The 21,575-nt window shown below is 62.2% G+C and carries 18 protein-coding genes; 6 read left to right on the top strand and 12 right to left on the bottom strand.

Annotated elements, in window-relative coordinates; all coding sequences use genetic code 11:
* Positions 1–408 precede the first annotated feature (408 nt).
* From mqo to pedF, 10 genes are all read right to left on the bottom strand, one after another.
* The gene (mqo, locus tag AACY42_RS10985) at positions 409–2,052 is read right to left on the bottom strand and encodes a malate dehydrogenase (quinone) (RefSeq protein ID WP_339479263.1); all 1,644 of its coding nucleotides are present in this window, start codon (positions 2,050–2,052) and stop codon (positions 409–411) included.
* A 401-nt stretch (positions 2,053–2,453) separates the two neighbouring features.
* Entirely contained in the window at positions 2,454–3,824 is a 1,371-nt protein-coding gene (locus AACY42_RS10980) for a hybrid sensor histidine kinase/response regulator (RefSeq protein ID WP_339479261.1), read from the bottom strand.
* Entirely contained in the window at positions 3,808–4,965 is a 1,158-nt protein-coding gene (ercA, locus tag AACY42_RS10975) for an alcohol dehydrogenase-like regulatory protein ErcA (protein ID WP_339479449.1), read from the bottom strand. The genes AACY42_RS10980 and ercA overlap by 17 nt, the downstream gene beginning before the upstream one ends.
* Positions 4,966–5,097: 132 nt before the next feature.
* Positions 5,098–5,169 carry a pyrroloquinoline quinone precursor peptide PqqA gene (gene pqqA, locus AACY42_RS10970; protein ID WP_003243383.1) on the bottom strand — a complete coding sequence of 24 codons (72 nt, stop codon included), beginning with the start codon at positions 5,167–5,169 and terminating at the stop codon, positions 5,098–5,100.
* A gap of 318 nt (positions 5,170–5,487) precedes the next feature.
* Positions 5,488–7,008, bottom strand: coding sequence for an acetaldehyde dehydrogenase ExaC (exaC, locus tag AACY42_RS10965; RefSeq protein ID WP_339479260.1), 1,521 nt, complete (start codon positions 7,006–7,008; stop codon positions 5,488–5,490).
* 283 nt (positions 7,009–7,291) lie between these two features.
* Positions 7,292–9,067 (bottom strand): PQQ-dependent methanol/ethanol family dehydrogenase, encoded by a 1,776-nt coding sequence (locus AACY42_RS10960; RefSeq protein ID WP_339479259.1) that lies wholly within the window; start codon positions 9,065–9,067, stop codon positions 7,292–7,294.
* A 290-nt stretch (positions 9,068–9,357) separates the two neighbouring features.
* Positions 9,358–10,287 carry a quinoprotein relay system zinc metallohydrolase 1 gene (locus tag AACY42_RS10955; RefSeq protein ID WP_339479257.1) on the bottom strand — a complete coding sequence of 310 codons (930 nt, stop codon included), beginning with the start codon at positions 10,285–10,287 and terminating at the stop codon, positions 9,358–9,360.
* A 16-nt stretch (positions 10,288–10,303) separates the two neighbouring features.
* A complete protein-coding gene (locus tag AACY42_RS10950; RefSeq protein ID WP_445261526.1) occupies positions 10,304–11,062 on the bottom strand; it encodes a quinoprotein dehydrogenase-associated SoxYZ-like carrier in 759 nt (252 codons plus the stop codon).
* 10 nt (positions 11,063–11,072) lie between these two features.
* On the bottom strand, positions 11,073–11,948 hold the full coding sequence (locus AACY42_RS10945) for a substrate-binding periplasmic protein (protein WP_339479256.1): 876 nt from the start codon (positions 11,946–11,948) through the stop codon (positions 11,073–11,075).
* Positions 11,949–11,953: 5 nt separating this feature from the next.
* Positions 11,954–12,415 (bottom strand): cytochrome c-550 PedF, encoded by a 462-nt coding sequence (pedF, locus tag AACY42_RS10940; protein WP_339479255.1) that lies wholly within the window; start codon positions 12,413–12,415, stop codon positions 11,954–11,956.
* Positions 12,416–12,669: 254 nt separating this feature from the next.
* Here pedF and exaA point away from each other — a divergent pair, with 254 nt between their 5' ends.
* Positions 12,670–14,535 (top strand): quinoprotein ethanol dehydrogenase, encoded by a 1,866-nt coding sequence (gene exaA, locus AACY42_RS10935; protein ID WP_339479253.1) that lies wholly within the window; start codon positions 12,670–12,672, stop codon positions 14,533–14,535.
* A gap of 161 nt (positions 14,536–14,696) precedes the next feature.
* The gene (locus AACY42_RS10930) at positions 14,697–15,341 is read left to right on the top strand and encodes a pentapeptide repeat-containing protein (RefSeq protein ID WP_339479251.1); all 645 of its coding nucleotides are present in this window, start codon (positions 14,697–14,699) and stop codon (positions 15,339–15,341) included.
* Between the two features lie 68 nt (positions 15,342–15,409).
* Here the strand turns inward: AACY42_RS10930 and AACY42_RS10925 are convergent, their stop codons facing one another.
* Both AACY42_RS10925 and AACY42_RS10920 read right to left on the bottom strand, forming a co-directional pair.
* A complete protein-coding gene (locus AACY42_RS10925; RefSeq protein WP_339479249.1) occupies positions 15,410–16,048 on the bottom strand; it encodes a response regulator transcription factor in 639 nt (212 codons plus the stop codon).
* Positions 16,048–17,301, bottom strand: a complete 1,254-nt coding sequence (locus AACY42_RS10920; RefSeq protein ID WP_339479247.1) for a HAMP domain-containing sensor histidine kinase — start codon at positions 17,299–17,301, stop codon at positions 16,048–16,050. The genes AACY42_RS10925 and AACY42_RS10920 overlap by 1 nt, the downstream gene beginning before the upstream one ends.
* 314 nt (positions 17,302–17,615) lie before the next feature.
* Here AACY42_RS10920 and AACY42_RS10915 point away from each other — a divergent pair, with 314 nt between their 5' ends.
* From AACY42_RS10915 to AACY42_RS10900, 4 genes are read left to right on the top strand one after another with little or no spacing between them, the layout of a single operon-like run.
* Positions 17,616–18,782 (top strand): ABC transporter substrate-binding protein, encoded by a 1,167-nt coding sequence (locus tag AACY42_RS10915; RefSeq protein WP_339479245.1) that lies wholly within the window; start codon positions 17,616–17,618, stop codon positions 18,780–18,782.
* A gap of 27 nt (positions 18,783–18,809) precedes the next feature.
* Positions 18,810–19,802 carry a YVTN family beta-propeller repeat protein gene (locus AACY42_RS10910; RefSeq protein WP_339479243.1) on the top strand — a complete coding sequence of 331 codons (993 nt, stop codon included), beginning with the start codon at positions 18,810–18,812 and terminating at the stop codon, positions 19,800–19,802.
* Positions 19,799–20,530 carry an ABC transporter ATP-binding protein gene (locus AACY42_RS10905; protein WP_339479242.1) on the top strand — a complete coding sequence of 244 codons (732 nt, stop codon included), beginning with the start codon at positions 19,799–19,801 and terminating at the stop codon, positions 20,528–20,530. The genes AACY42_RS10910 and AACY42_RS10905 overlap by 4 nt, the downstream gene beginning before the upstream one ends.
* Entirely contained in the window at positions 20,527–21,318 is a 792-nt protein-coding gene (locus AACY42_RS10900) for an ABC transporter permease (RefSeq protein WP_339479240.1), read from the top strand. The genes AACY42_RS10905 and AACY42_RS10900 overlap by 4 nt, the downstream gene beginning before the upstream one ends.
* Positions 21,319–21,575 lie beyond the last annotated feature (257 nt).

The raw sequence follows: 21,575 nt of genomic DNA, 5'->3' as shown, positions 1-21,575 counted from the left end.
ATGAGGTGTACGACCGGGAGAACCAGGTCGTCTGTCAGGCCGCCTCGCTTTTGATCTTGATCTGGGGCGCCCCGTTAACCCCGATGGCCGAACGCAGGTATTGTGCGGTGGGCCCACGGAGCAATGCCTTCGTTCTGGCACACCAAGCCTAAGCGAGGTGCCGAGTGGTGGGGCAAAAGCGTTTTGCCGACTTTTGACTGGGCCGGCTTCCGGGCTCTTCAAAAGTGAGCCGCCGTCAGGGCGCAACCCTAAGTCGCCGTTACCGCAGCAAAGGATATGTACCCAACCCAACACCAACACCAAAGAAAACGGCGCCTTCCCCTCCCTCGGAAAAAGCGCCGTTTCTTTAAGTGAACAGCAATACGCTCAATGCGCAGCGTTCTTGTACCTCACCAGACAGCGTCCGGTTTACAGCGCCATGTCAGCCGCTGGATTCGCTTCCGAGGCGGCGGCCGGCTTGGCCGGTACCACGGCAGCGCCTGGCTTGCCGATTGCCGGTGGCGGATTCAGTTGCAGGGCCTCGCTGGTGTACGCCCATTCCTGGGCGACACGCTCAGGGCTTTCGTTGAGCTTGGTGCCGTAGCTCGGCACGATCTGACGCAGTTTTTCCTGCCAGGCCGGGCTGGCAACCTGGTCCTTGAAGACCTTCTCAAGCACGCTCAACATGATCGGTGCCGCCGTCGAGGCGCCTGGCGAGGCCCCCAGCAGGCCAGCGATGCTACCGTCCTGGGACGCGACCACTTCGGTGCCGAGTTTCAGCACGCCGCCCTTCTCTTCGTCACGCTTGATGATCTGCACGCGCTGGCCAGCCTGCCACAGGCGCCAGTCTTCCTGCTTGGCCTCCGGGAAGTACTCTTTCAGGGCGTTGAAGCGATCTTCATCCGACAGCATCAGTTGACCAGCCAGGTACTCGACCAATGGGTACTGTTCGATACCGACCTTGGTCATTGGCCACACGTTGTGGGTGGTGGTGCTGGTCAACAGGTCGAAGTACGAACCGTTTTTCAGGAACTTGGTGGAGAAGGTTGCGAACGGGCCAAACAGGATCACGCGCTTGCCATCGAGCACGCGGGTGTCCAGGTGCGGAACCGACATCGGCGGAGCGCCCACCGAAGCCTTGCCATACGCCTTCGCCATATGCAGCTGGGCGACGGTCGGGTTTTCAGTGACCAGGAACGAACCACCCACCGGGAAACCTGCGTATTCACGCGCTTGCGAGATGTCAGACTTCTGCAGCAGGTGCAAGGCACCACCGCCGGCGCCGATGAACACGAACTTGGCGTCGGTTTCGGTTTCAGTACCGTCCTTCAGATTCTTGTACGAAACGCGCCAGGTGCCGTCTTCGTTGCGGGTGATTTCTTCCACTTCGCTGGACAGCTTGAGGGAGAAATTCGGCTTGGTTTGCAGGTAAGCCGCGAATTGGCGCGTGATTTCGCCGAAGTTCACGTCAGTGCCCAGTGGACTCCAAGTGGCCGCAACTTTCTGGCTCGGGTCACGCCCTTGCATCATCAGCGGAACCCACTTGCTGATCTGCTCGCGATCTTCGGAATACTGCATACCGGCGAACAACGGGCTGGCCTGGAGGGCTTCGTAGCGCTTCTTCAGGAACGCGATGTTGTCATCACCCCATACGAAGCTCATGTGCGGCGTGGAGTTGATGAACGAGCGCGGGTTCTTCAGCACACCGTTTTTGACCTGCCAGGCCCAGAACTGACGGGATATCTGGAAAGCTTCGTTGATCTCGATAGCCTTGCCGATCTCGACCTTGCCGTTCTTGTCTTCCGGCGTGTAGTTCAGCTCAGCCAACGCAGAGTGACCGGTACCGGCATTGTTCCAACCGTTGGAACTCTCCTCGGCAACACCGTCCAGGCGCTCGACCATTTCCATGGTCCAGCCCGGCTCCAGCTCATTGAGCCAGACGCCGAGTGTCGAGCTCATGATGCCCCCACCAATGAGCAAGACGTCCACTTTTTTTGGCTCGGCGGCGTGCGTGGTCGCAAGACCCATCGCCATCGCCAGGCCCAGTAGCGCCGTGTGTGTTTTCTTCAACATGTGTGTATCCCTAGGATGAACGCCATTCCGTCCACCTGTCCTGCTCAAGGATGGACCACATACACAGCGGCAATGCCAGCAAGATGGGGATCGAGACGGATAGGAGGACGGACCTGCAGGGCCGAGCAATACGTCGGCCTCTCGTTTATGTCTCTCCGGCGCTGACTTCTTGTAGGTCTTGGCTTCAGCTGGGGTGAGGGACGCTGCAAACGGTGTGCATCGGGCCAGACGTGGCCGTGCCCGATTGTCGCAGCGGGGGGAGTTTACATAAGGAAATAAACAGACCGAAGCGTCTTTTTACATTCCTGGCAAAAACGCCGACCCAATGAAGGCATTTTGCCGGCTCTCGCAACTGATTCGTGTGATCTGAGTAGGAGCTGCCGAGTATCTACGGCACCAACCTACCCGAGCATCTGACTCACCACCGCCCGCAACTTGCCAGGCTTAACCGGCTTGTTGAGCAGCGGTGCATCCAGCTTGCGCAAGGCGCGGCGGCATTGGTCGCTGCGGTCGGCGGTGATGATCACCGCCGGGATCGCCTGGCGGAAATGCTCGCGCAGATGCCTGACCACTTCACACCCCACAACCCCGTGATCCAGGTGAAAATCCGCCAGGATCAGCTCAGGCGCACGCCCTTGCAGCACATCAAGGGCGCCCGCTTCGTCGGTGGCGGTCAAGACTTCGCAGCCCCACTGCCCCAACAACGCCGCCATGCTTTGCAAGATGCTCAGTTCATTATCGATCACCAACAAACGCCGCCCAGGCAGCGGGTTGCCGGCGACCGCCTGTACTGGGACCTGCGACACCGGTAGGAGTTTTTCGCTGGACAGCGGCACCTCGATACTGAACACCGAGCCGCGTCCCAGCCGAGAACGCACCTGGACCCGGTAACCGAGGATATGGGCGATACGTTCGACAATCGCCAGCCCCAGGCCCACCCCCTTGCGATCCGCCGCCCGGCCGACGTCGAGCTGGTTGAATTCGAGGAAAATCGACTCCAGGCAATCGGCCGCGATGCCACGCCCCGTGTCCCAGACCTCGATGCTCAAGCGCCCTCCCCGACGCCGGGCCGCCAGGAGAATACCGCCCTGAGCGGTATAGCGGCAGGCATTGCTCAGTAGGTTGCGCAGGATACGGCTGATCAATCGCAGGTCGGTCAGCACGGTTTCGTCGCCAAACCGCACCCGCAGTTCCAACCCCGCGGCGCCAGCCACCGATTGAAACTCTGAAACCAGCGGCCCCAACAACTCATCCAGCCGATACGGCGCCAGGTCAGGCTTGACGGCGGCCTGGTCCAGCCGGGAAATGTCCAGCAGGTCGGTGAGCAGGTCTTCGGCCCCTTCGAGCGCCTGGTGGGTCCGTTCGACCAGCACATGCTCGGCGGTAGGCAGCTGGCGTTCACGCAACGTGGCGATCAGCAGGCGTGCCGCGTTGAGTGGCTGCAACAGGTCATGGCTGGCGGCAGCCAGGTATTTGTCCTTGCTGCGGTTGGCGGCCTGGGCAGCGTCCCGGGCATCGCGCAACTGTTGCTCGATCAGTTCGCGCTGGACAATCTGCTGCTGCAGGTTGTGGTTGGCCTCCAGCAACGCATCGGTGCGCTCGGCCACTCGCTGCTCCAATTGATCATTGAGCTGTTGCAGGTGCTGCCGAGCCTGCTCCAGCTCATCGAGGCGCGCGGCCAGTTCCGGATAGTGACTCTTGCGCGTTGAGTGATTGCCCAGTCCCAGCAGCCCGGCCAGGGCTTTTTGCTGCTCGTCAGAGGGCTTCGCCATAGACGACCTCGACATCCCGCTGGCTCGACTCCCGAGGATTGGTGAGGATGCACGGGTCGTGCATCGCATGCTGCGACAGGAACGGAATGTCCGAGGTGCTCACGCCGTGCAGGCCCAGGGTCTCGTGAAAACCGATGGTGTGCTTGAGGGCAATCAAGTGCTCCACCAGCCGAGTGCGGACCTGCCGGTGGTTGAGCCCCCGGCAATCGATGCCCAGCGTTTCGGCAATCACCTTGAAACGGTCCGGTGCCGAGTTGTAGTTGAACGCCACCACATGCTCCACCAGTACCGCGTTGCACAAGCCATGGGGCAAATCGAGGAAGCCGCCCAGGCTGTGGGACATCGCGTGCACGGCCCCAAGGATTGCGTTGGAGAACGCCAGCCCGGCCTGCATGCTGCCCAGCATGATTTTTTCCCGCAGGGCGACGTCCGCCGGGTTGGCGATCATTTGCACCAGGTTGCCGTTGATCAGGCGCATCGCTTCGAGCGCATGAGGGTCAGTCAACGGGCCATGACCGGTGGACACGAACGCCTCGATGGCGTGCACCAGGGCGTCGATGCCGGTACAGGCGGACAGGAACGGGTCCATGCTCAGGGTGGTTTCCGGATCGATCAACGAGACGTCCGGCACCGCCGCCTTGCTGACAATGGAGAATTTCATCCGCTCTTGCTGGTTGGAGATGATCACAAATTGCGACACGTCAGCCGACGTCCCCGCCGTGGTGGGAATCAGGATCAGCGGCGGGCTGGGTACGTGCAGGGTGTCGACGCCTTCGAACTCGAGGATGTTGCGGCCGTGGGCAACGACAATACCGATGCCTTTGCCGCAGTCCATGGGGCTGCCACCGCCCACCGCGACGATGACATCGCAATGGTTTTCCCGGTAAAGGTCGGCGCCGAGCATCACTTCTTCGACCCGAGGATTGGGCGAGACCGCGCTGTAGACACAGTACTCGATGCCTTGGGCCTGGAGACTGGCTTCGACGTCCGCCACCCAACCGGCGGCGATGACCCCGGGATCGGTGACGATCAGCACCTTGCGTGCACCGAAGGTCTTGGCGTAATTGCCGACATTGTGCCGACAACCGGCACCGAACATGATTTCAGGGGAAACGAACTTGCGCAGCGGGCTGAGGCTCATCTTTTCAGGTACGTGGCTCATCGGGAAGCCTGTTGTTATTGTCTTGGGATACCTTGAGCCTAAAGCATCCCACCGTGATTGCAATCAGACCAATGGGTAGCCCGGCCTGAACGCATCAGACCGGGCCGGCACTCATCGGTTGGCGAAGTACATCGTCACTTCAAAGCCAATACGCAGGTCGGTGTACGCGGGTTTAGTCCACATGGGTCTTTCCTCTTCTTGTACCGGGCGATTCCGGCAAGGTCATTAATGCACGCCACGCCAGGGGCTCGAATGCTACTTTCGAAGCGGTGGATGGGGTGCGTTGGTACTACTGGAGAAGCGAGCACCTATGGCGAGGAACACTTGCTCGCGCCAAGCCATGTAGGAGCCATATAGGAGCTGTGTAGGAGCTGTCGAGTGCAACGAGGCTGCGATCTTTCCCAATACACTTGAATCTCAAGCGAAAGATCAAAAGACCAAAAGATCAAAAGATCGCAGGCTTCGCCAGCTCCTACAGGGCTCTGTTTGCTCTTTTCAGGGTTAGAAGAACCCCAGCGGATTGATGTCGTAGCTCACCAGCAGGTTCTTGGTCTGCTGGTAGTGGTCGAGCATCATCTTGTGGGTTTCACGTCCCACGCCGGACTTCTTGTAGCCACCGAACGCAGCGTGCGCCGGGTACAGGTGGTAGCAGTTGGTCCACACGCGACCGGCCTTAATCGCCCGGCCCATACGGTAGGCGCGGTTGATGTCGCGGGTCCACAGGCCAGCGCCGAGGCCGAACTCGGTGTCGTTGGCGATCGCCAGGGCTTCGGCTTCGTCCTTGAAGGTGGTCACACCCACTACCGGGCCGAAGATCTCTTCCTGGAACACGCGCATTTTATTGTGGCCCTTGAGCAGGGTCGGTTGGATGTAATAACCGCTCGACAAATCCCCCTCGAGTCGTTCGGCAGCACCGCCGGTGAGCAGCTCGGCGCCCTCTTGCTGGGCAATTTCAAGGTACGAGAGGATCTTGTCAAATTGCTGCTCGGACGCCTGGGCGCCGACCATGGTGTCGGTGTCCAGCGGGTTGCCACGCTTGATCTTGGCGATCTTTTTCATCACCTCGGCCATGAACGGCACGTAGATCGACTCTTGCACCAGGGCGCGAGATGGGCAAGTGCAGACTTCGCCCTGGTTGAAGAACGCCAACACCAGGCCTTCGGCGGCTTTCTCGATGAAGGCCGGCTCGGCCTGCATGATGTCTTCGAAGAAGATGTTCGGCGACTTGCCGCCCAGTTCCACGGTGGACGGGATGATGTTCTCGGCGGCGCATTTCATGATGTGCGAGCCCACCGGGGTGGAACCGGTGAAGGCGATCTTGGCGATGCGTTTGCTGGTGGCCAGGGCTTCACCGGCTTCGCGACCGAAACCATGGACGATATTCAGCACGCCGGGCGGCAGCAGGTCGGCGACCAGCTCGATGAAGACCATGATCGACAGCGGCGTCTGTTCAGCCGGCTTGAGCACGATGCAGTTACCAGCGGCCAGGGCCGGGGCGAGTTTCCAGGCGGCCATCAGCAGCGGGAAGTTCCACGGGATGATCTGCCCGACCACGCCCAGCGGTTCGTGGAAATGATAGGCCGTGGTCAGTTCGTTGATCTCGGCCGCCCCACCCTCTTGGGCGCGGATACAGCCGGCGAAATAACGGAAATGGTCGGCCGCCAGCGGCACGTCGGCATTGAGGGTTTCACGCACGGCCTTGCCGTTGTCCCAGGTTTCGCTGACAGCGAGTATTTCCAGGTTCTGCTCGATGCGGTCGGCGATTTTCAACAGCACCAGGGAACGGTCCTGGACCGAGGTCTTGCCCCAGGCGTCGGCTGCGGCATGGGCGGCATCCAGGGCCTTGTCGATGTCGGCGGCGCTGGAACGCGGGAATTCGGCAATGACCTCGCCATTGACCGGGGAGGAATTGGTGAAGTACTCGCCGTTGACCGGCGCGACAAATTCGCCACCGATGAAATTGCCATAGCGCGGTTTGAAGGAAACGACGGCGCCTGGGGTTCCGGGTTGTGCATAGATCATGATGGGGCCTCTGCCTGGTCGATGCCTGTCACAGGACAGGCGATAGGCCGATGGTAGAGAGCCCCGCCTGCCGGACGAATGCGTCGTTGGCAGGGGGACTCTCGTTATTTGGTCGTAGATTTCAAGCATTGGGACGAGGGTATTTGGCGAAACGTCTGTGGGAGCGAGGCTTGCCCGCGATGAAGGCGATGCGGTCTTCCAGGAAACCGAGGCGACTGCATCGCGAGCAAGTCTTGCTCCCACAGAGCAGTCGCCACCAGGGCAACGCCCGGCTCATTGTTTATTAGCGCTTGGCCACCAAGTCCTTCGGCAACTTGAAGGTCCAGAGCATGCCGCCCTGGTTGAAGTCCTTCACGCGCTTGGCCACCTCCCCGCCCCACAGCGGCACCGCGCCGCCCCAGCCGGAAAGCACGGAGACGTATTGCTCGCCATCCATTTCCCAAGTGATGGGTGAACCGAGCACGCCGGAGCCGGTCTGGAATTCCCAGACCTTTTCCCCGGTCTTGGCGTTAAATGCCTGCAGGAAGCCTTCAGGCGTGCCGGTGAACACCAGGTTGCCCTTGGTGGTCAGGACCCCACCCCACAGCGGCGCGTAGTTCTTGTGGCGCCAGACTTCCTTGCCGGTCTTGGGGTCGATGGCCCGCAGCACGCCGATGTAATCCTCGTTCAGCGGCTTGATGGTGAAACCGGCCCCGAGGAACGCCGCACCTTTTTTGTAGGCGATGTCTTCGTTCCAGATGTCCATGCCCCACTCGTTGGACGGCACGTAGAACAACCCGGTGTCCTGGTTGTACGCCATCGGCATCCAGTTTTTCGCGCCGAGGAAGGCCGGTGCAACAAACACCGAACTGCCCTTGGCTTCGCTGCCCGGTGCCCCCGGACGGCTGGCGTCGTTGTAGATCGGCCGCCCATCCTTGTCCAGGCCAGTGGCCCAGGTGATCTTGTCGACAAACGGGAAGCCGCGGATGAACTTGCCGTTGGTGCGGTCGAGCACGTAGAAGAAACCGTTACGGTCCGCGGTCGCTGCCGCCTTGATGTCCTTGCCGCCTTCTTTGTAGTTGAACGAGATCAGTTCATTGACGCCGTCATAATCCCAGCCGTCGTGAGGCGTGCTCTGGAAGTGCCATTTGATGCTGCCATCGTCTGGGTTAAGGGCCAGACGCGACGACGAATAGAGGTTGTCGCCAGGGCGCAGGTGGGAGTTCCACGGGGCCGGGTTGCCGGTGCCGAACAACAGCAGGTTGGTTTCCGGGTCGTAGTAGCCGCCCAGCCAAGGCGCGGCACCGCCGGTTTTCCAGAGATCGCCCGGCCAGGTCTTGCCGGCCTCGCCGCCGGAAATACCGTTCTCGATGGCTTTGCCATCCTTGTAGACGTAGCCCATATGGCCTTCGACGGTCGGGCGGGTCCACAGCAGGTCACCGTTCTTCGGATCGTAGGCGCTGATCCGGCCGACCACGCCGAACTCGCCCCCGGCCACGCCGGTGATCAGTTTGCCGTTGATGACCAGTGGCGCGGCACTGATCGAGTAGCCTTCCTTGTGGTCGGCCACCTTCTTGCTCCACACCACTTTGCCGGTGTCCTTGTTCAGGGCCACCAGCTTGGCGTCGAGGGTGCCGAAGAACACCAGGTCGCCGTACAAAGCCACGCCACGGTTGATCACGTCGCAGCAAGGACGGATGTCATCCGGCAGGCGCGCATCGTATTGCCACAATTTCTTGCCGGTGCGCGCATCAACGGCAAACACTCGCGAATAGGAACCGGTGAGGTACATCACCCCATCCTTGATCATCGGCTGGGCTTGCTGGCCGCGCTGTTTTTCACCACCAAAGGAAAACGCCCAGACCGGTCTCAGGTCCTTGACGTTGTCGGTGTTGAGGGTGGCGAGTGGGCTGTAGCGTTGACCCTGGACCCCCAGGCCGTTAGTCACGATCTGTTGCGGGTTGTTCGGGTCTTGGAGAATTTCCTGGTCGGTCACGGCTGCAAGGGCCGAACCAGACAGCAGCATGGCACTGAGCAGCAGGCTCACGGCGAAGGGTTGGCGACGTGCGGGATGACTCATGACGGCTACCTCTGCGGTTATTGTTATACCCGGGAATTTTTCCCGGTCTGCCACAGATTCTTGGCCTCTGGGCCGCCGCCAACAATTGCCCGCAGTGTTGAGTTTTCTAGTTCCTTGGTACATACCAGAGAGAAGACTGGGTTCATTGCCGCGAGAAGATCCCCCACAGGAATGCAGGAGCCGTAGGAGCTGACGAGTGCAACGAGGCTGCGATCTTTCCCCAAACACTTGAATCTCAAGCGAAAGATCAAAAGATCAAAAGATCGCAGCCTTCGGCAGCTCCTACAGGATCAGGGGGCATCCACCCGCGTCATCCCCGCCCGCTCGTAGCGTGGATAGAGATGACTGACGCTGCGAATCAACTCATACCGAGTCAAGCTGATCCCGGCAAAGCGCTCGGGTATGGGGCTGCGGATCATTTCGACCATATCATCGCCCCGCGCCGCGCCGTTGCGCATCAGTTGATCGAGCCAGCCCAGGTAGTCGCGCATCTGCGAGAAAGGCCGGGCGTCGGTCGCGACCGGGCCATGGCCGGGCACGATCTGCTTCCAGGGCAAGGCCTGCAAGGTGTCCAGGTCCTGGAGCCAGACCTCCAGCCCCGGGCTGTTCGGGGTAGTCAAGGCCCGTTCGTAAAACACCAGGTCGCCGGCAAACAGCACGCCAGTGGTTTCGTCGAGAATCGCCAGGTCGGCCCCGGTGTGGCCGGCTAATGCCAGCAGACGTAACGAATGATTACCCACCGTCAACGTCCCGTCCGCCAGCACCTGGGTCGGCAACACCACCTCAGTACCGCGCATCCAGTCGCCCACCAGCCGGTACATGTTTTCCGCCAGCGCTTCACCCTGTTGTCGCAGCAGGTCGGTGGTACCCGCCAAGGCGCCAATGGGCACGTTGCTGAAAGCCTGGTTGCCCAAGACGTGGTCAGGGTGATGATGGGTCAGCAACACCTGGATGACGGGTTTATCGGTGGTCGCGGCAATAGCCTGGCGCAGCGCCTCGCCGTAGCGCTTCGACGGCCCGGTGTCGATCACCACCACGCCGGCATCGGTGACGATGAACGCGGTATTAACGATGTTGCCACCGTTGGCCTTGGCAAAATTCTCGGTGCTGCCTTCCAGCAGCCAGGTACCTTCGGCGATCTGTCGGGGCTTGAGTGCATAGTCCGTCCCGGCCCACGTCGGCCAGCACAAGCTCAGGAACATCAGCAACAACCAGCGCATGGCGCGCTCCTTGTGGTCAGGGGATCGCCGCCTCGAACGTATTGCCGCTGTTGTCGCGCAGCAGCAGGCGGGTCTGGCCCGGGCCTCGGATGTCGAAGCCCAGGTTGGGGTTTTCACTGACCGCCGGGAACAACTCCAGGCGCGCCAGCACCTGGCCGTCGGCGTCCAGCAGTTGCGCCTGGTTGAGGAAAAACTCCGGGATGCCGCTCACCAGACCGTTATCCATCGGATGGGCCACCTGCAGGCGCAGGCGACTTGAATCACCCCGGGGATAGCGGGCGCCCAGTACCTCGCCCAAGTGTTCCTCCCAACCCGGCTGGGTGCGCACCACGCTGGGCGCGGTGCAGCCGCCACCGGCCGCGTCGATCAGGGTCGAACCGACGTGCCACAAGCCATCGCGGGTCTGCACGGCGGCGCGCAATGGCGTGGCTTGCTCAATGCGGATGCGGATCGACAGCCAGGGCAGCACTCGCTCCCCCGGTTGGAAGTCGACGATTTTCGGCAACGGATTCAGCTCGGCCCACGCCAGCACCCGTACGACGTCGCCGGTAAAGGCCCGGGCATCTATTTCCAGTGGCACTTGGCGTGCGTTTTCGGCAAAGGGTGGCGCCAGCAGCCGCACCCGGTCGTCGAACACGAACGGCGCATCCCCCAGCAATTGCTTGTGATAAAAGGCCCACATCACCGACGGCACCGGATCTTTCCCTGGCTCGACCGCCGCCCACGTGGTCATCGACAGACCACACCACAGCAGGCACCACATGACCCATTTCATCCCGGCGCTCCTATTGATACATCTCCGGCACTTCGTAACGCAGGCCGTAATGGGCATAGACGGTCTTGACGCTGCCGTCACGGATCAAGCCTTCCAGCGCCTCCTCCACCGCATAGGCCAACTGACGGTTGCTTTCATGCACCGCCATGCCGATTTCCCAGCGTTGCTTGCCCATGTTCGGGTAGGCGTTTTCCGCCAGCGCCAGTTGCGGATCAGCCGCCTCGTGCACTTGCCAATCGACCTCACCGCGCATGGCCATGACGGCATCCACCTCCCCGGCCTGCATGGCCTTGAAGGCTTGGCTGACACCGGGGTAATGGTGGGTCCTGGCCCGGAGCATGCCGTTGAACACCGACGTCAGGTAGAACGACGGCACGCTGTCGACTTCAACGCCAATGGGGTGCTGCTGGAACACCGCGACACTGCCCACCGACTCCAACCGGCGCCGGTCGTACGCCACCTGCCAGGACTCCTGCTGATAAGGCCCGAACATCACCACCTGGGCGTTTGCCAGTTCGCCGATGTCGTTGCGCTTTTGCGCGTAGTCGTGATCGTAAGGCACGCGCATCATCAGGTCGGCCAATTGCCGCTCGTGCAACGGACTGCTGCGCCAGATGTAATCGCGCAGGTCGTCATCGAGTTTTTCACCCGGCGGTGCCCACATCAGTTGCAGGCGCACGCCAAGCGCTTTGGCCAGGGCCTGGGCCAGTTCCACGTCCACGCCCCTGGGTTGACCGTGGTCTTCGAAACTGTAGGGTGCGAAATCCTTGTAGACCGCGACCTTCAACTCACCGGCGGCGATCATCTGGTCGTAGCTGCGCACCTGCGCCTGCACCGCCTGGCCACACAGGAGCAGGCTGCACATTACCCACCCGAACAGGCGCATGGCGATCACTCCTCCACGTGCACGCTGTCGAGATAGGTGCGCACCGCCCACAAGGCTTCCTGGCTCAAGTAGTCGGCCATTTTCGGCATGTAGACCCGGCCGTCGCGCACCGCACCGTGACGTACGCGCTCGACAAACCACTCATCCCCGGCGTCGGCGGCGTCGAGCAGACGCAGGTCCGGGGCGATGCCACCAGACTTGGCTTCCAGGCCATGGCAAGCCGCGCAGTTCTGGTTGTAGGCCGATGAGCCGATCTCCAGTGCCCGGTCGTGTTCGGGTGAGGTGCGATAAGGGTTCACCGTCGCCCAGCCGTCACCGTCCAGTGCGACACCGGTGTCCTTGATTGGGGTCAGTCCCTTGGTTTCCACTGCTTGGGGCACCACGTTGCCATGGGCCCATGCGGAGCCTGCGCCGGCCAGCCCCATCAGCAGTGCGCTAGCGATGATGGCGTTGCGTTTTGTTGTCATTGTTATGCCCTCTAGATTGCACGCAAGACCTCTGTGAAGAAGCCGTGCCTTCATCTTAGGAACCCCCTGCCGCCAGCCGAATGCTGCTTTGGTGGTCGCGTTCTAGTTCCTTGGTAGCAGGCCATCCGACGCAGGTCGTAAAGACAGGCCGTTCGGGAAGTCTTCCCGGCAAGGGCGGGACTTTTTCCGTATCGGCAAGGGCGTGGTGCGACTCACCCTAGTCAGGCCAAAACCTTTCACTGGGAACTGCCACCATGAGAATAAAAACGCTACCCGCCCTCTCCTCCCTGACCGTTGCCTTGCTGCTGGCCGGCAGTCTGTCGCTGAGCCCCTTGGCCAGCGCCGCGGCACCAGGCGTCAGCTGGGAAGACATCGCCAACGACCACCTGACCACCCAGGACGTGCTGCAATACGGCATGGGCACCAACGCCCAGCGCTGGAGCCCGCTGGCCCAGGTCAACGACAAGAACGTGTTCAAGCTCACCCCGGCCTGGTCCTACTCCTTCGGCGACGAGAAGCAGCGCGGCCAGGAATCCCAGGCCATCGTCAGCGACGGCGTGGTGTATGTCACCGGCTCGTACTCGCGAGTGTTCGCCCTTGACGCCAAGACCGGCAAACGCCTGTGGACCTACAGCCACCGGTTGCCGGACAACATTCGCCCCTGCTGCGACGTGGTCAACCGCGGCGCGGCCATCTATGGCGACAAGATCTACTTCGGCACCCTGGACGCGCGCGTCGTCGCCCTGGATAAAAACACCGGCAAAGTGGTGTGGAACAAGAAGTTCGGCGACCACGCCAGCGGCTACACCATGACCGGCGCCCCGGTGCTGATCAAGGATAAGACCAGTGGCAAGGTGCTGCTGATCCACGGCAGTTCCGGCGACGAGTTCGGTGTGGTCGGGCAGTTGTTCGCCCGCGACCCGGACACCGGTGAAGAAGTCTGGATGCGGCCATTCGTCGAAGGCCACATGGGCCGCCTCAACGGCAAGGACAGCACGCCGACCGGCGACGTCAAGGCGCCCTCCTGGCCCGACGACAAGACCACCGAGACCGGCAAGGTCGAAGCCTGGAGCCACGGTGGCGGCGCACCTTGGCAGAGCGCCAGTTTCGATGCCGAGACCAACACCATCATCGTCGGCGCGGGCAACCCTGGCCCATGGAACACCTGGGCGCGCACGGCCAAGGACGGCAACCCTCACGATTACGACAGCCTCTACACTTCCGGCCAGGTTGGTGTCGACCCAAGCACGGGCGAAGTGAAGTGGTTCTACCAACACACGCCCAACGACGCCTGGGACTTCTCCGGCAACAACGAGCTGGTGCTGTTCGACTACAAGGACAAGAACGGCAAGGTGGTCAAGGCGACCGCCCACGCCGACCGCAACGGTTTCTTCTACGTGGTGGACCGCAACAACGGCAAACTGCAGAACGCCTTCCCTTTTGTCGACAACATCACCTGGGCCAGTCATATCGACCTCAAGACCGGTCGGCCGGTGGAAAACCCCGGTCAGCGCCCGGCCAAGCCATTGCCGGGTGAAACCAAAGGCAAGCCGGTGGAAGTCTCGCCACCGTTTCTCGGCGGCAAGAACTGGAACCCCATGGCCTACAGCCAGGACACCGGCCTGTTCTACGTTCCCGGCAACCACTGGAAAGAGGAATACTGGACCGAGCAAGTGAACTACAAGAAAGGTTCGGCCTACCTGGGCATGGGCTTTCGCATCAAGCGCATGTACGACGATCACGTTGGCAGCCTGCGGGCAATGAACCCCACCACCGGCAAAGTGGTGTGGGAACACCAGGAAGCGCTGCCGCTGTGGGCCGGCGTGCTGGCGACCAAGGGCAACCTGGTGTTCACCGGCACCGGCGACGGTTTCTTCAAGGCCTTCGACGCCAAGACCGGCAAGGAGCTGTGGAAATTCCAGACCGGCAGCGGGATCGTCTCCCCACCCATCACCTGGGAACAGGACGGCGAGCAGTACATCGGCGTGACCGTCGGTTACGGCGGCGCCGTGCCGTTGTGGGGCGGCGACATGGCCGAACTGACCAAGCCCGTGGCCCAGGGTGGTTCGTTCTGGGTGTTCAAGATTCCGAGTTGGGATAAGGCGACGGCGCAAAAATAACTGCTCCAACCTGGGCCCCGACTGCATCACGGGGCGGAGCCACACCACACCCCCTGTGGGAGCGAGCTTGCTCGCGATCGCGCAGTATCAGTCGATATCAATGCAGGCTGAACCACCGCGATCGCGAGCAGGCTCGCTCCCTCAGTTACCGAGTTCCAACCATGAAATATTTCCCTGCTGTACTCCTGCTGACCATTATCCATGCCAACGCTGACGACTCTGCCCCCTCTCTGACAATCAACGGCTGCACCATCGCCGAATCCAGTCAATGCCCCGGCGCCAACCTGCGAGGCGCAAAACTGGCGAACCAAGACCTGAGCAAAATGAACCTCAGCGGTGCCGACCTGCGCGACGCCGACCTGCGACACGCACGGCTGGACCTGGCCAATCTGGAGCGCGCCCAGCTTCAAGGCGCCAACCTGACCCGGGCCAGCCTGCAACAAAGCAACCTGCGCCTGGCGGATTTCACCGGCGCCACCCTCAAGGCGATCCAGGGTTGGGGCCTGTTCGCCCAGGGCGCGCAACTCCAGCGGGCCGACTTGACGGCGGCCTACCTGCAATTCGCCCGCCTGTCCGGGGCCCGCTTGCACGAGGCCAACCTGCAGGCGGCAGACCTGGAAATGGCCTGGCTGAGCAAGGCCGACCTCAAGGGCGCCGACCTGCGCGACGCCAACCTACAGGAAGCCAAGCTCGGCGAAAGCAACCTGGAACAGGCCAACCTGAGCGGTTCTCGCCAGCATTACGGGAATTTCCAGGATGCGAACATGCAGGGCTGTACCGGGTGCCCGACATCCTGGGATCAGTGAAGACTTGATCGTTCCTACGCTCCGCGTGGGAATGCCTCAACGGACGCTCCGCGTTCGGCTCTGTCATTTCACCCCGCCACCCGCACCACCCCCATATCGATCCCCAGGTGCACCAGCTCAGCATGGGAGCTGACCTGCAACTTGCTCTTGAGCAGCGTCAGGTGGTTGGACACGGTCTTGGCGCTGATGCACAGCTGTTCGGCAATGGTCCGGGCCGGGGTGCCCTTGGCGAGCATGACGAAGATCTCCAGCTCTCGTTGGGTCATGCATTGCAGGCGCGGGTCGACATCCTGGCGCGAGCTGGCGCAGGCCAGTTGCGTGGCCAGGGATTGCTCGATGTAGACATGCCCGGCCAACACTCGCCGCACCGCCTCCACAAGCACCTGGGGTGCCGAATTCTTGGTCAGGTAGCCCGCAGCGCCGGAGTCCAATGCCTGGCGCACCAAGGGCAATTCATCGTGCATGCTGAAGAACAACACCCGCAGTTGTGGCAGGCGCTGGCGTAGCCGGCGGGTGGTTTCCAAGCCACTGATACCGGGCAGGCCGAAGTCCATGATCACCAGATGCGGCACCTGCTCCTGCACCTGACTCAACGCCTCCTCGCCGGTGGCCGCCTCGCGGACCTGCAGGTCCGGCATCAACACCCGCAAAAGGCTGGCATAGCCCTGCCGAACCACCGCATGGTCGTCCACCAACAAAATGTTCATCACGCCTCCAGGGCAATATTCAAGGCCAGCGCCCAACCGGCGCCAGGCTGGCTGATGATGCGCAGCTCACCGCCCAGGCTGCGCGCCCGCTCGGACATCGAGTGCAAGCCAACACCGGCGCGCGATGGTTGTGTCGCTCCGCAACCGTTGTCGCGCACCAGCAACCGCAGGCGCCCGGCGCGGCGTTGCAGACGAATCCGCACCTGCGTGGCGCCGGCATGCCGGGCAACGTTGGTCAACGCTTCCTGCAGCAAGCGATACAAATGGGTCTTGTCCGGGCCGGACAAGGGCGGCAGTGCTTTGTCGATCCACACCTGACAGGTGATGCCCTGGCTGGCCTGCCATTGCCCGGCCAACAGCCTGATGGCCTCGCACAACGGCAGGTGTTGCAACACCACTGGGTACAAGTCATGCACCAGTGCCCGGAAACCCAATTGCAAATGCTCGCAATGCTCTTCGAGCTGGCTGACGGTCTGCTCCAGCGCCGGCGGTTGATCCATCACCAGCCGCAGCAGGCAGGCACGGGCACGAATACCGGCCACGTATTGGCCCAAGTCGTCGTGCAGGGTCTGCGCCAGCTGGGTACGCTCCTGCTCCTGCACGGCCAGCAAGGCCTGGGTAAGCCGGGCGTTATCGGCCTGGGCCTCGGCCAGGGCGGCGGTCATGCGGTTGAAATGCCCCGCCAGATGCTGCGCCTCCGCCCCCCCTTCAGTGCCCAGGCGCACCTGCAGGTTCCCGGCAGACACCTGACGCAATGCATGCAGCAACTCATCGAGCAAACGCATGGCCCGGCGTACCCCCCAGCGAATCACCAACAGGCTGAGCGACAGCGCCAAGGCGCAGACGTACAACAGTTGCACCAAGGAATCGAGAATCTCATCGATTTCATCGCGCGGATCGACGGCAATCCAGGCCCGTCGACCGTCCGGCAAATCCACCACCTGGGCCGCGGGTCCGTCATCCAATAGGCGGCGACCGAGCCAGGCCTTCATCCCGGCTTCATCCGCCGGGAACCATTCCCCAGGGGCCAGCCAACGAACCCGCACATGACGCAGGCTGCCGGTCAAGCGCGGTTGGAGACTGGCCGGATCGCGCTCGGCGGTTTCACCCAGGTAATGCACCACCGACTCGGCCGATTGCAGCTCTCGTTTCACATCGGCCATGGCCTGGTGCAACAACAGGACTGCACAGGCCAGGGTGACCAGGGCGAAAAAGGCGGAAACCCAGAGATTGATGCGCCACAGGGCTGACATGGCTAGCGGCCCATTGCCGGAATGAGCTCGCAGTGTGTATGCACGCCACAGATCCCTTGCGGGTGTTTGCAGGTTTTGTGTTTGCCAGGCAACCGATCAACCCCAATCAAACTCAGAATCAGCAGAAACGGTAGCAGCAGCGCTTTGAGAATCCGCATGGTCTGTCCCTTCCTGGTCAATGACGATGCCTTGCATGCTAAAACCCCGGCCTCCAAGGTGAGTTACTACCTTGGTACTGCACTGGCGGTACTTTCTGCATATTTCCCCATGAGCCTGGGCTTTCTATGCTGACGCTACCTGCAATGGAGGATGTCATGCGCCGGCTCGTCAGTTACGCCTTGGTTTCTCTGCTGGCCGCGGCAACCGCTCACGCGGACGATGCCATGCCGCTGCAAGTACGCATCGGCTATCTGGGCTATCGCCCCGATCCAGGCCCGTTGCTGTCCAACGTCATTACCGAACCGACCGATGCCGGGTTACGCGGCGCTGAGCTGGCAATCGTCGACAGCAACAGCACCGGACGTTTTCTCAAGCACGACTACCGCCTGGAAAGCGCCCGCGCCGACACCCCCGAAGCGCTGCTCCAAGCCGCCCGAGCCCAACACGATCAGGGCCTGCGACTGTTCGTGGTCAACGCACCGGCCGCCAGCCTGCGCCAACTCAGCGCCGCCCTGCCCGACAGCCTGCTGTTCAACGCCGGCAGCCCCGACGATAGCCTGCGCAGCACCGACTGCCTGGGCAACGTGCTGCACAGCCTGCCCGACCGCGCCATGCTCGCCGATGCCCTGGTGCAGTTCAGCGTCGTGCGTAAATGGCGGCGGGCCTTGCTGATCGTCGGCCAGACGCCCGAGGACCAGGCCTATGCCGCCGCATTGCACCGGGCCATGAAACGCTTCGGCATGAAGATCGTCGCCGAGAAGGTCTGGCAGTTCGACAACGACCAGCGCCGCAGCGCCCAGGCCGACATGCCGCTGTTCACCCAGACCGCCGAATACGACGTGGTGCTGGTGGCTGACGAGCGCGGCGACTTCGGTGAATACCTGCCCTACCAGACCTGGTACCCACGCCCGGTAGCCGGCACCCAAGGGCTGACCCCCACCGGTTGGCACAAGACCGTGGAAACCTACGGCGCGGCGCAACTGCAAAAACGCTTTGAAGCCCTGGCCGGACGCTGGATGAACGACCGCGATTTCGCCGCTTGGATTGCCGTGCGCAGCATCGCCAGCGCCGTGAGCAAGTTACGTCAGGACGATCCACTGGCCATCCGCCAACTGGCCCTCAGCGACCAGTTGCCCCTGGACGGCTTCAAGGGTCGCAAGCTCAGCTACCGGCCCTGGAACGGCCAGTTGCGCCAACCGATTCCCCTGGTCCAGCCACGGGCACTGGTCAGCACCTCGCCCCAGGACGGTTTTCTGCACCCCTCCAACGAGATGGACAGCCTGGGCTACGACCAGCCCGAAGTGAGCTGCCGTTACCCCTGATCGACAACAACAATAAGGAAAACCGCCATGCGCCGCGCCCTGACTTATCCGGCCCTGTTATGCAAATCCCTCGCCCTGGGCGCTGCGCTGCTCGCCGCCGGCCCTTGCGCCGCCGCCAGCATCGCCTGGGTCTCCAATGAGAAAGACAACAGCCTGAGCCTGATCGACATGCAGAGCCTGGAAGTCATCGAGACCTTGCCGGTGGGCCAGCGCCCCCGAGGCTTGCTGCTGTCGCACGACAATCGCCTGCTGTACATCTGCGCCAGCGACTCGGACCGGGTCCAGGTGATGGACGTCGCCACCCGCAAGATCATCAAGGAACTGCCCTCCGGCAAGGACCCGGAGCAGTTCGCCCTGCACCCCAATGACCGCTGGTTATATGTCTCCAACGAAGACGATGCCCTGGTCACAGTGATCGATACCCAGAGCTCAGAAGTGCTGGGCCAGATCAGCGTGGGCGTCGAGCCCGAAGGCATGGCCGTCAGCCCTGACGGCAAGTGGGCGGTCAACACCAGTGAAACCACGAACATGCTGCACTGGATCGACACCAGCACCCAGACCCTGGCCGACAACACCCTGGTGGACCAGCGGCCACGCTTCGTCGAATTCAATCGCGACGGCACGCAGCTCTGGGCCTCGGCGGAGATCGGCGGCACGTTGACGGTGCTCGACGTGGCGACGCGCAAAGTCCTCAAGACGCTGACGTTCCAGATCAAGGGCGTGCACCCGGACAAGGTCCAACCGGTGGGTATCAAGCTCAGTGCCGACGGCAAGCTGGCGTTCGTCGCCCTGGGCCCGGCCAACCATGTGGCGGTGATCGACGCCAAGACCTTCGAAGTGCTGGAGTACCTGCTGGTGGGTCGGCGGGTCTGGCAGCTGGCGTTCACCCCAGACCAGAAGCAACTGCTGGCGACCAATGGGGTGAGCGGCGATGTCTCGGTGATCGACGTGCAGAGCCGCAAGGTCCTGAAGTCGGTGAAAGTCGGGCGCTACCCTTGGGGCGTGGTGGTCACGCCATGAACGCCCTGGAGGTCAGCGACCTGAGCTTTGCCTATGGCGCGCGCGAAGCCCTCAAGCAGATGAATTTCAGCCTGCCCGCCGGACACTTCGCCGCGCTGCTGGGGCCCAACGGCGCCGGCAAGTCAACGCTGATTGCCCTGCTCACGCGCCTGTACGACCTGCAACGCGGCGACATCCGCGTCGGTGGTCATTCCCTGCAGAAGTCGCCGCGCCCGGCCTTGCGACAGTTGGGCGTGGTATTCCAACAGAGCACCCTGGACCTGGACCTGAGCATCGAACAGAACCTGCGTTATCACCTCGCGCTACACGGTTTTTCGCGGCGCCAGGGCAGCGCCCGCATCGACGCTGAACTGACCCGCCAGCACCTGACGGAGCGCCGTCACGAGCGGGTACGCGACCTCAACGGTGGCCATCGACGCCGGGTTGAGATCGCCCGCGCCCTGCTCCACGAACCGCGCCTGTTGCTGCTCGACGAACCCAGTGTCGGCCTTGATCCGGCCAGCCGCCTCGCCCTAGGCTTGCACATCCGACAACTGTGCAGCGAGCAAGGCATCAGCGTGCTCTGGACCACGCACTTGCTCGACGAGGTGCAGCCCAGCGACGACCTGTTGATCGTACACCAGGGCCGTCTGGTGGCCAGCGGGCAGGCCGACGCAGTGAGCCTGGAATACGGGGGCACTCTCGGCTCGGCTTTCACCCGCTTGACCGCCTCGGGAGTCCGCCCATGAATGCGTACTGGCAATGTTTCAGCGGCATCGTAACGCGCGAATGGCTGCGCTTCGTGCTGCAACGCACACGACTGCTCAGCGCCCTGGTACGACCACTGCTATGGCTGCTGGTGTTCGCCGCCGGCTTTCGCGCGGCACTGGGCATCGCCATCATCGCGCCTTACGACACCTACATACCCTACGAGGTATACATCGTGCCCGGGCTGGCCTGCATGATCCTGTTGTTCAACGGCATGCAGGGTTCGCTGTCGATGGTCTACGACCGGGAAATGGGCAGCATGCGCGTGTTGCTCACCAGTCCCCTGCCCCGGGCGTTCCTACTGGCGAGCAAATTGTTGGCGACTTCGCTGATCTCACTGTTGCAGGTCTATGCCTTTCTGGCCATCGCCTGGCTGTACGGCATCCAGCCGCCGACCATGGGCCTGCTGCTGGCCCTGCCGGCCCTGCTGCTGGTGGCCCTGATGCTCAGCGCCCTGGGATTATTGCTGTCCAATGCCATCCGGCAACTGGAGAACTTCGCCGGGGTGATGAATTTCGTGATCTTCCCGATGTTCTTCCTGTCTTCGGCGCTGTACCCGCTGTGGAAAATGCAGGAAGCCAGCCCCTGGCTGTACTGGCTCTGCGCAATCAGCCCGTTCACCCATGGCGTGGAGTTGGTGCGTTTTGCCTTGTACGAGCAGTTCAACCTGCTGGCGATGGCGGTGTGCGTGGGGTTGACCCTGGTGTTCGCGCTGTTGGCGGTGTGGACGTTCAATCCGCAGCATGCGGCGCTGCGCAAGGCCAGTTGAACTGCCTGACACAATTCCCCTGTGGGTGGACTCACCTGTGGGCGAGCTTGCTCGCGATAGCGGTGCATCAGTCAACATCATTGTCGAATGACCCGTCGCTATCGCGAGCAAGCTCGCTCCCACAAGGTTCTCCACAAGGGTTCTGTGCAGGGCCCATGGCTAAAATTACTACTTTAGTACTGGTTTTCCTGTCTATGGTCGCATTCACAAGACCTCGACCCTGGCATGTAATGGGCGCATAACAAAAAGGATAAATC

It is taken from the genome of Pseudomonas sp. RL_5y_Pfl2_73, assembly GCF_963970515.1.
Lineage (GTDB): Bacteria > Pseudomonadota > Gammaproteobacteria > Pseudomonadales > Pseudomonadaceae > Aquipseudomonas.
The sequence above is the reverse complement of the archived record's forward strand: the minus strand, read 5'-3'. Positions and strand labels throughout refer to the sequence as shown.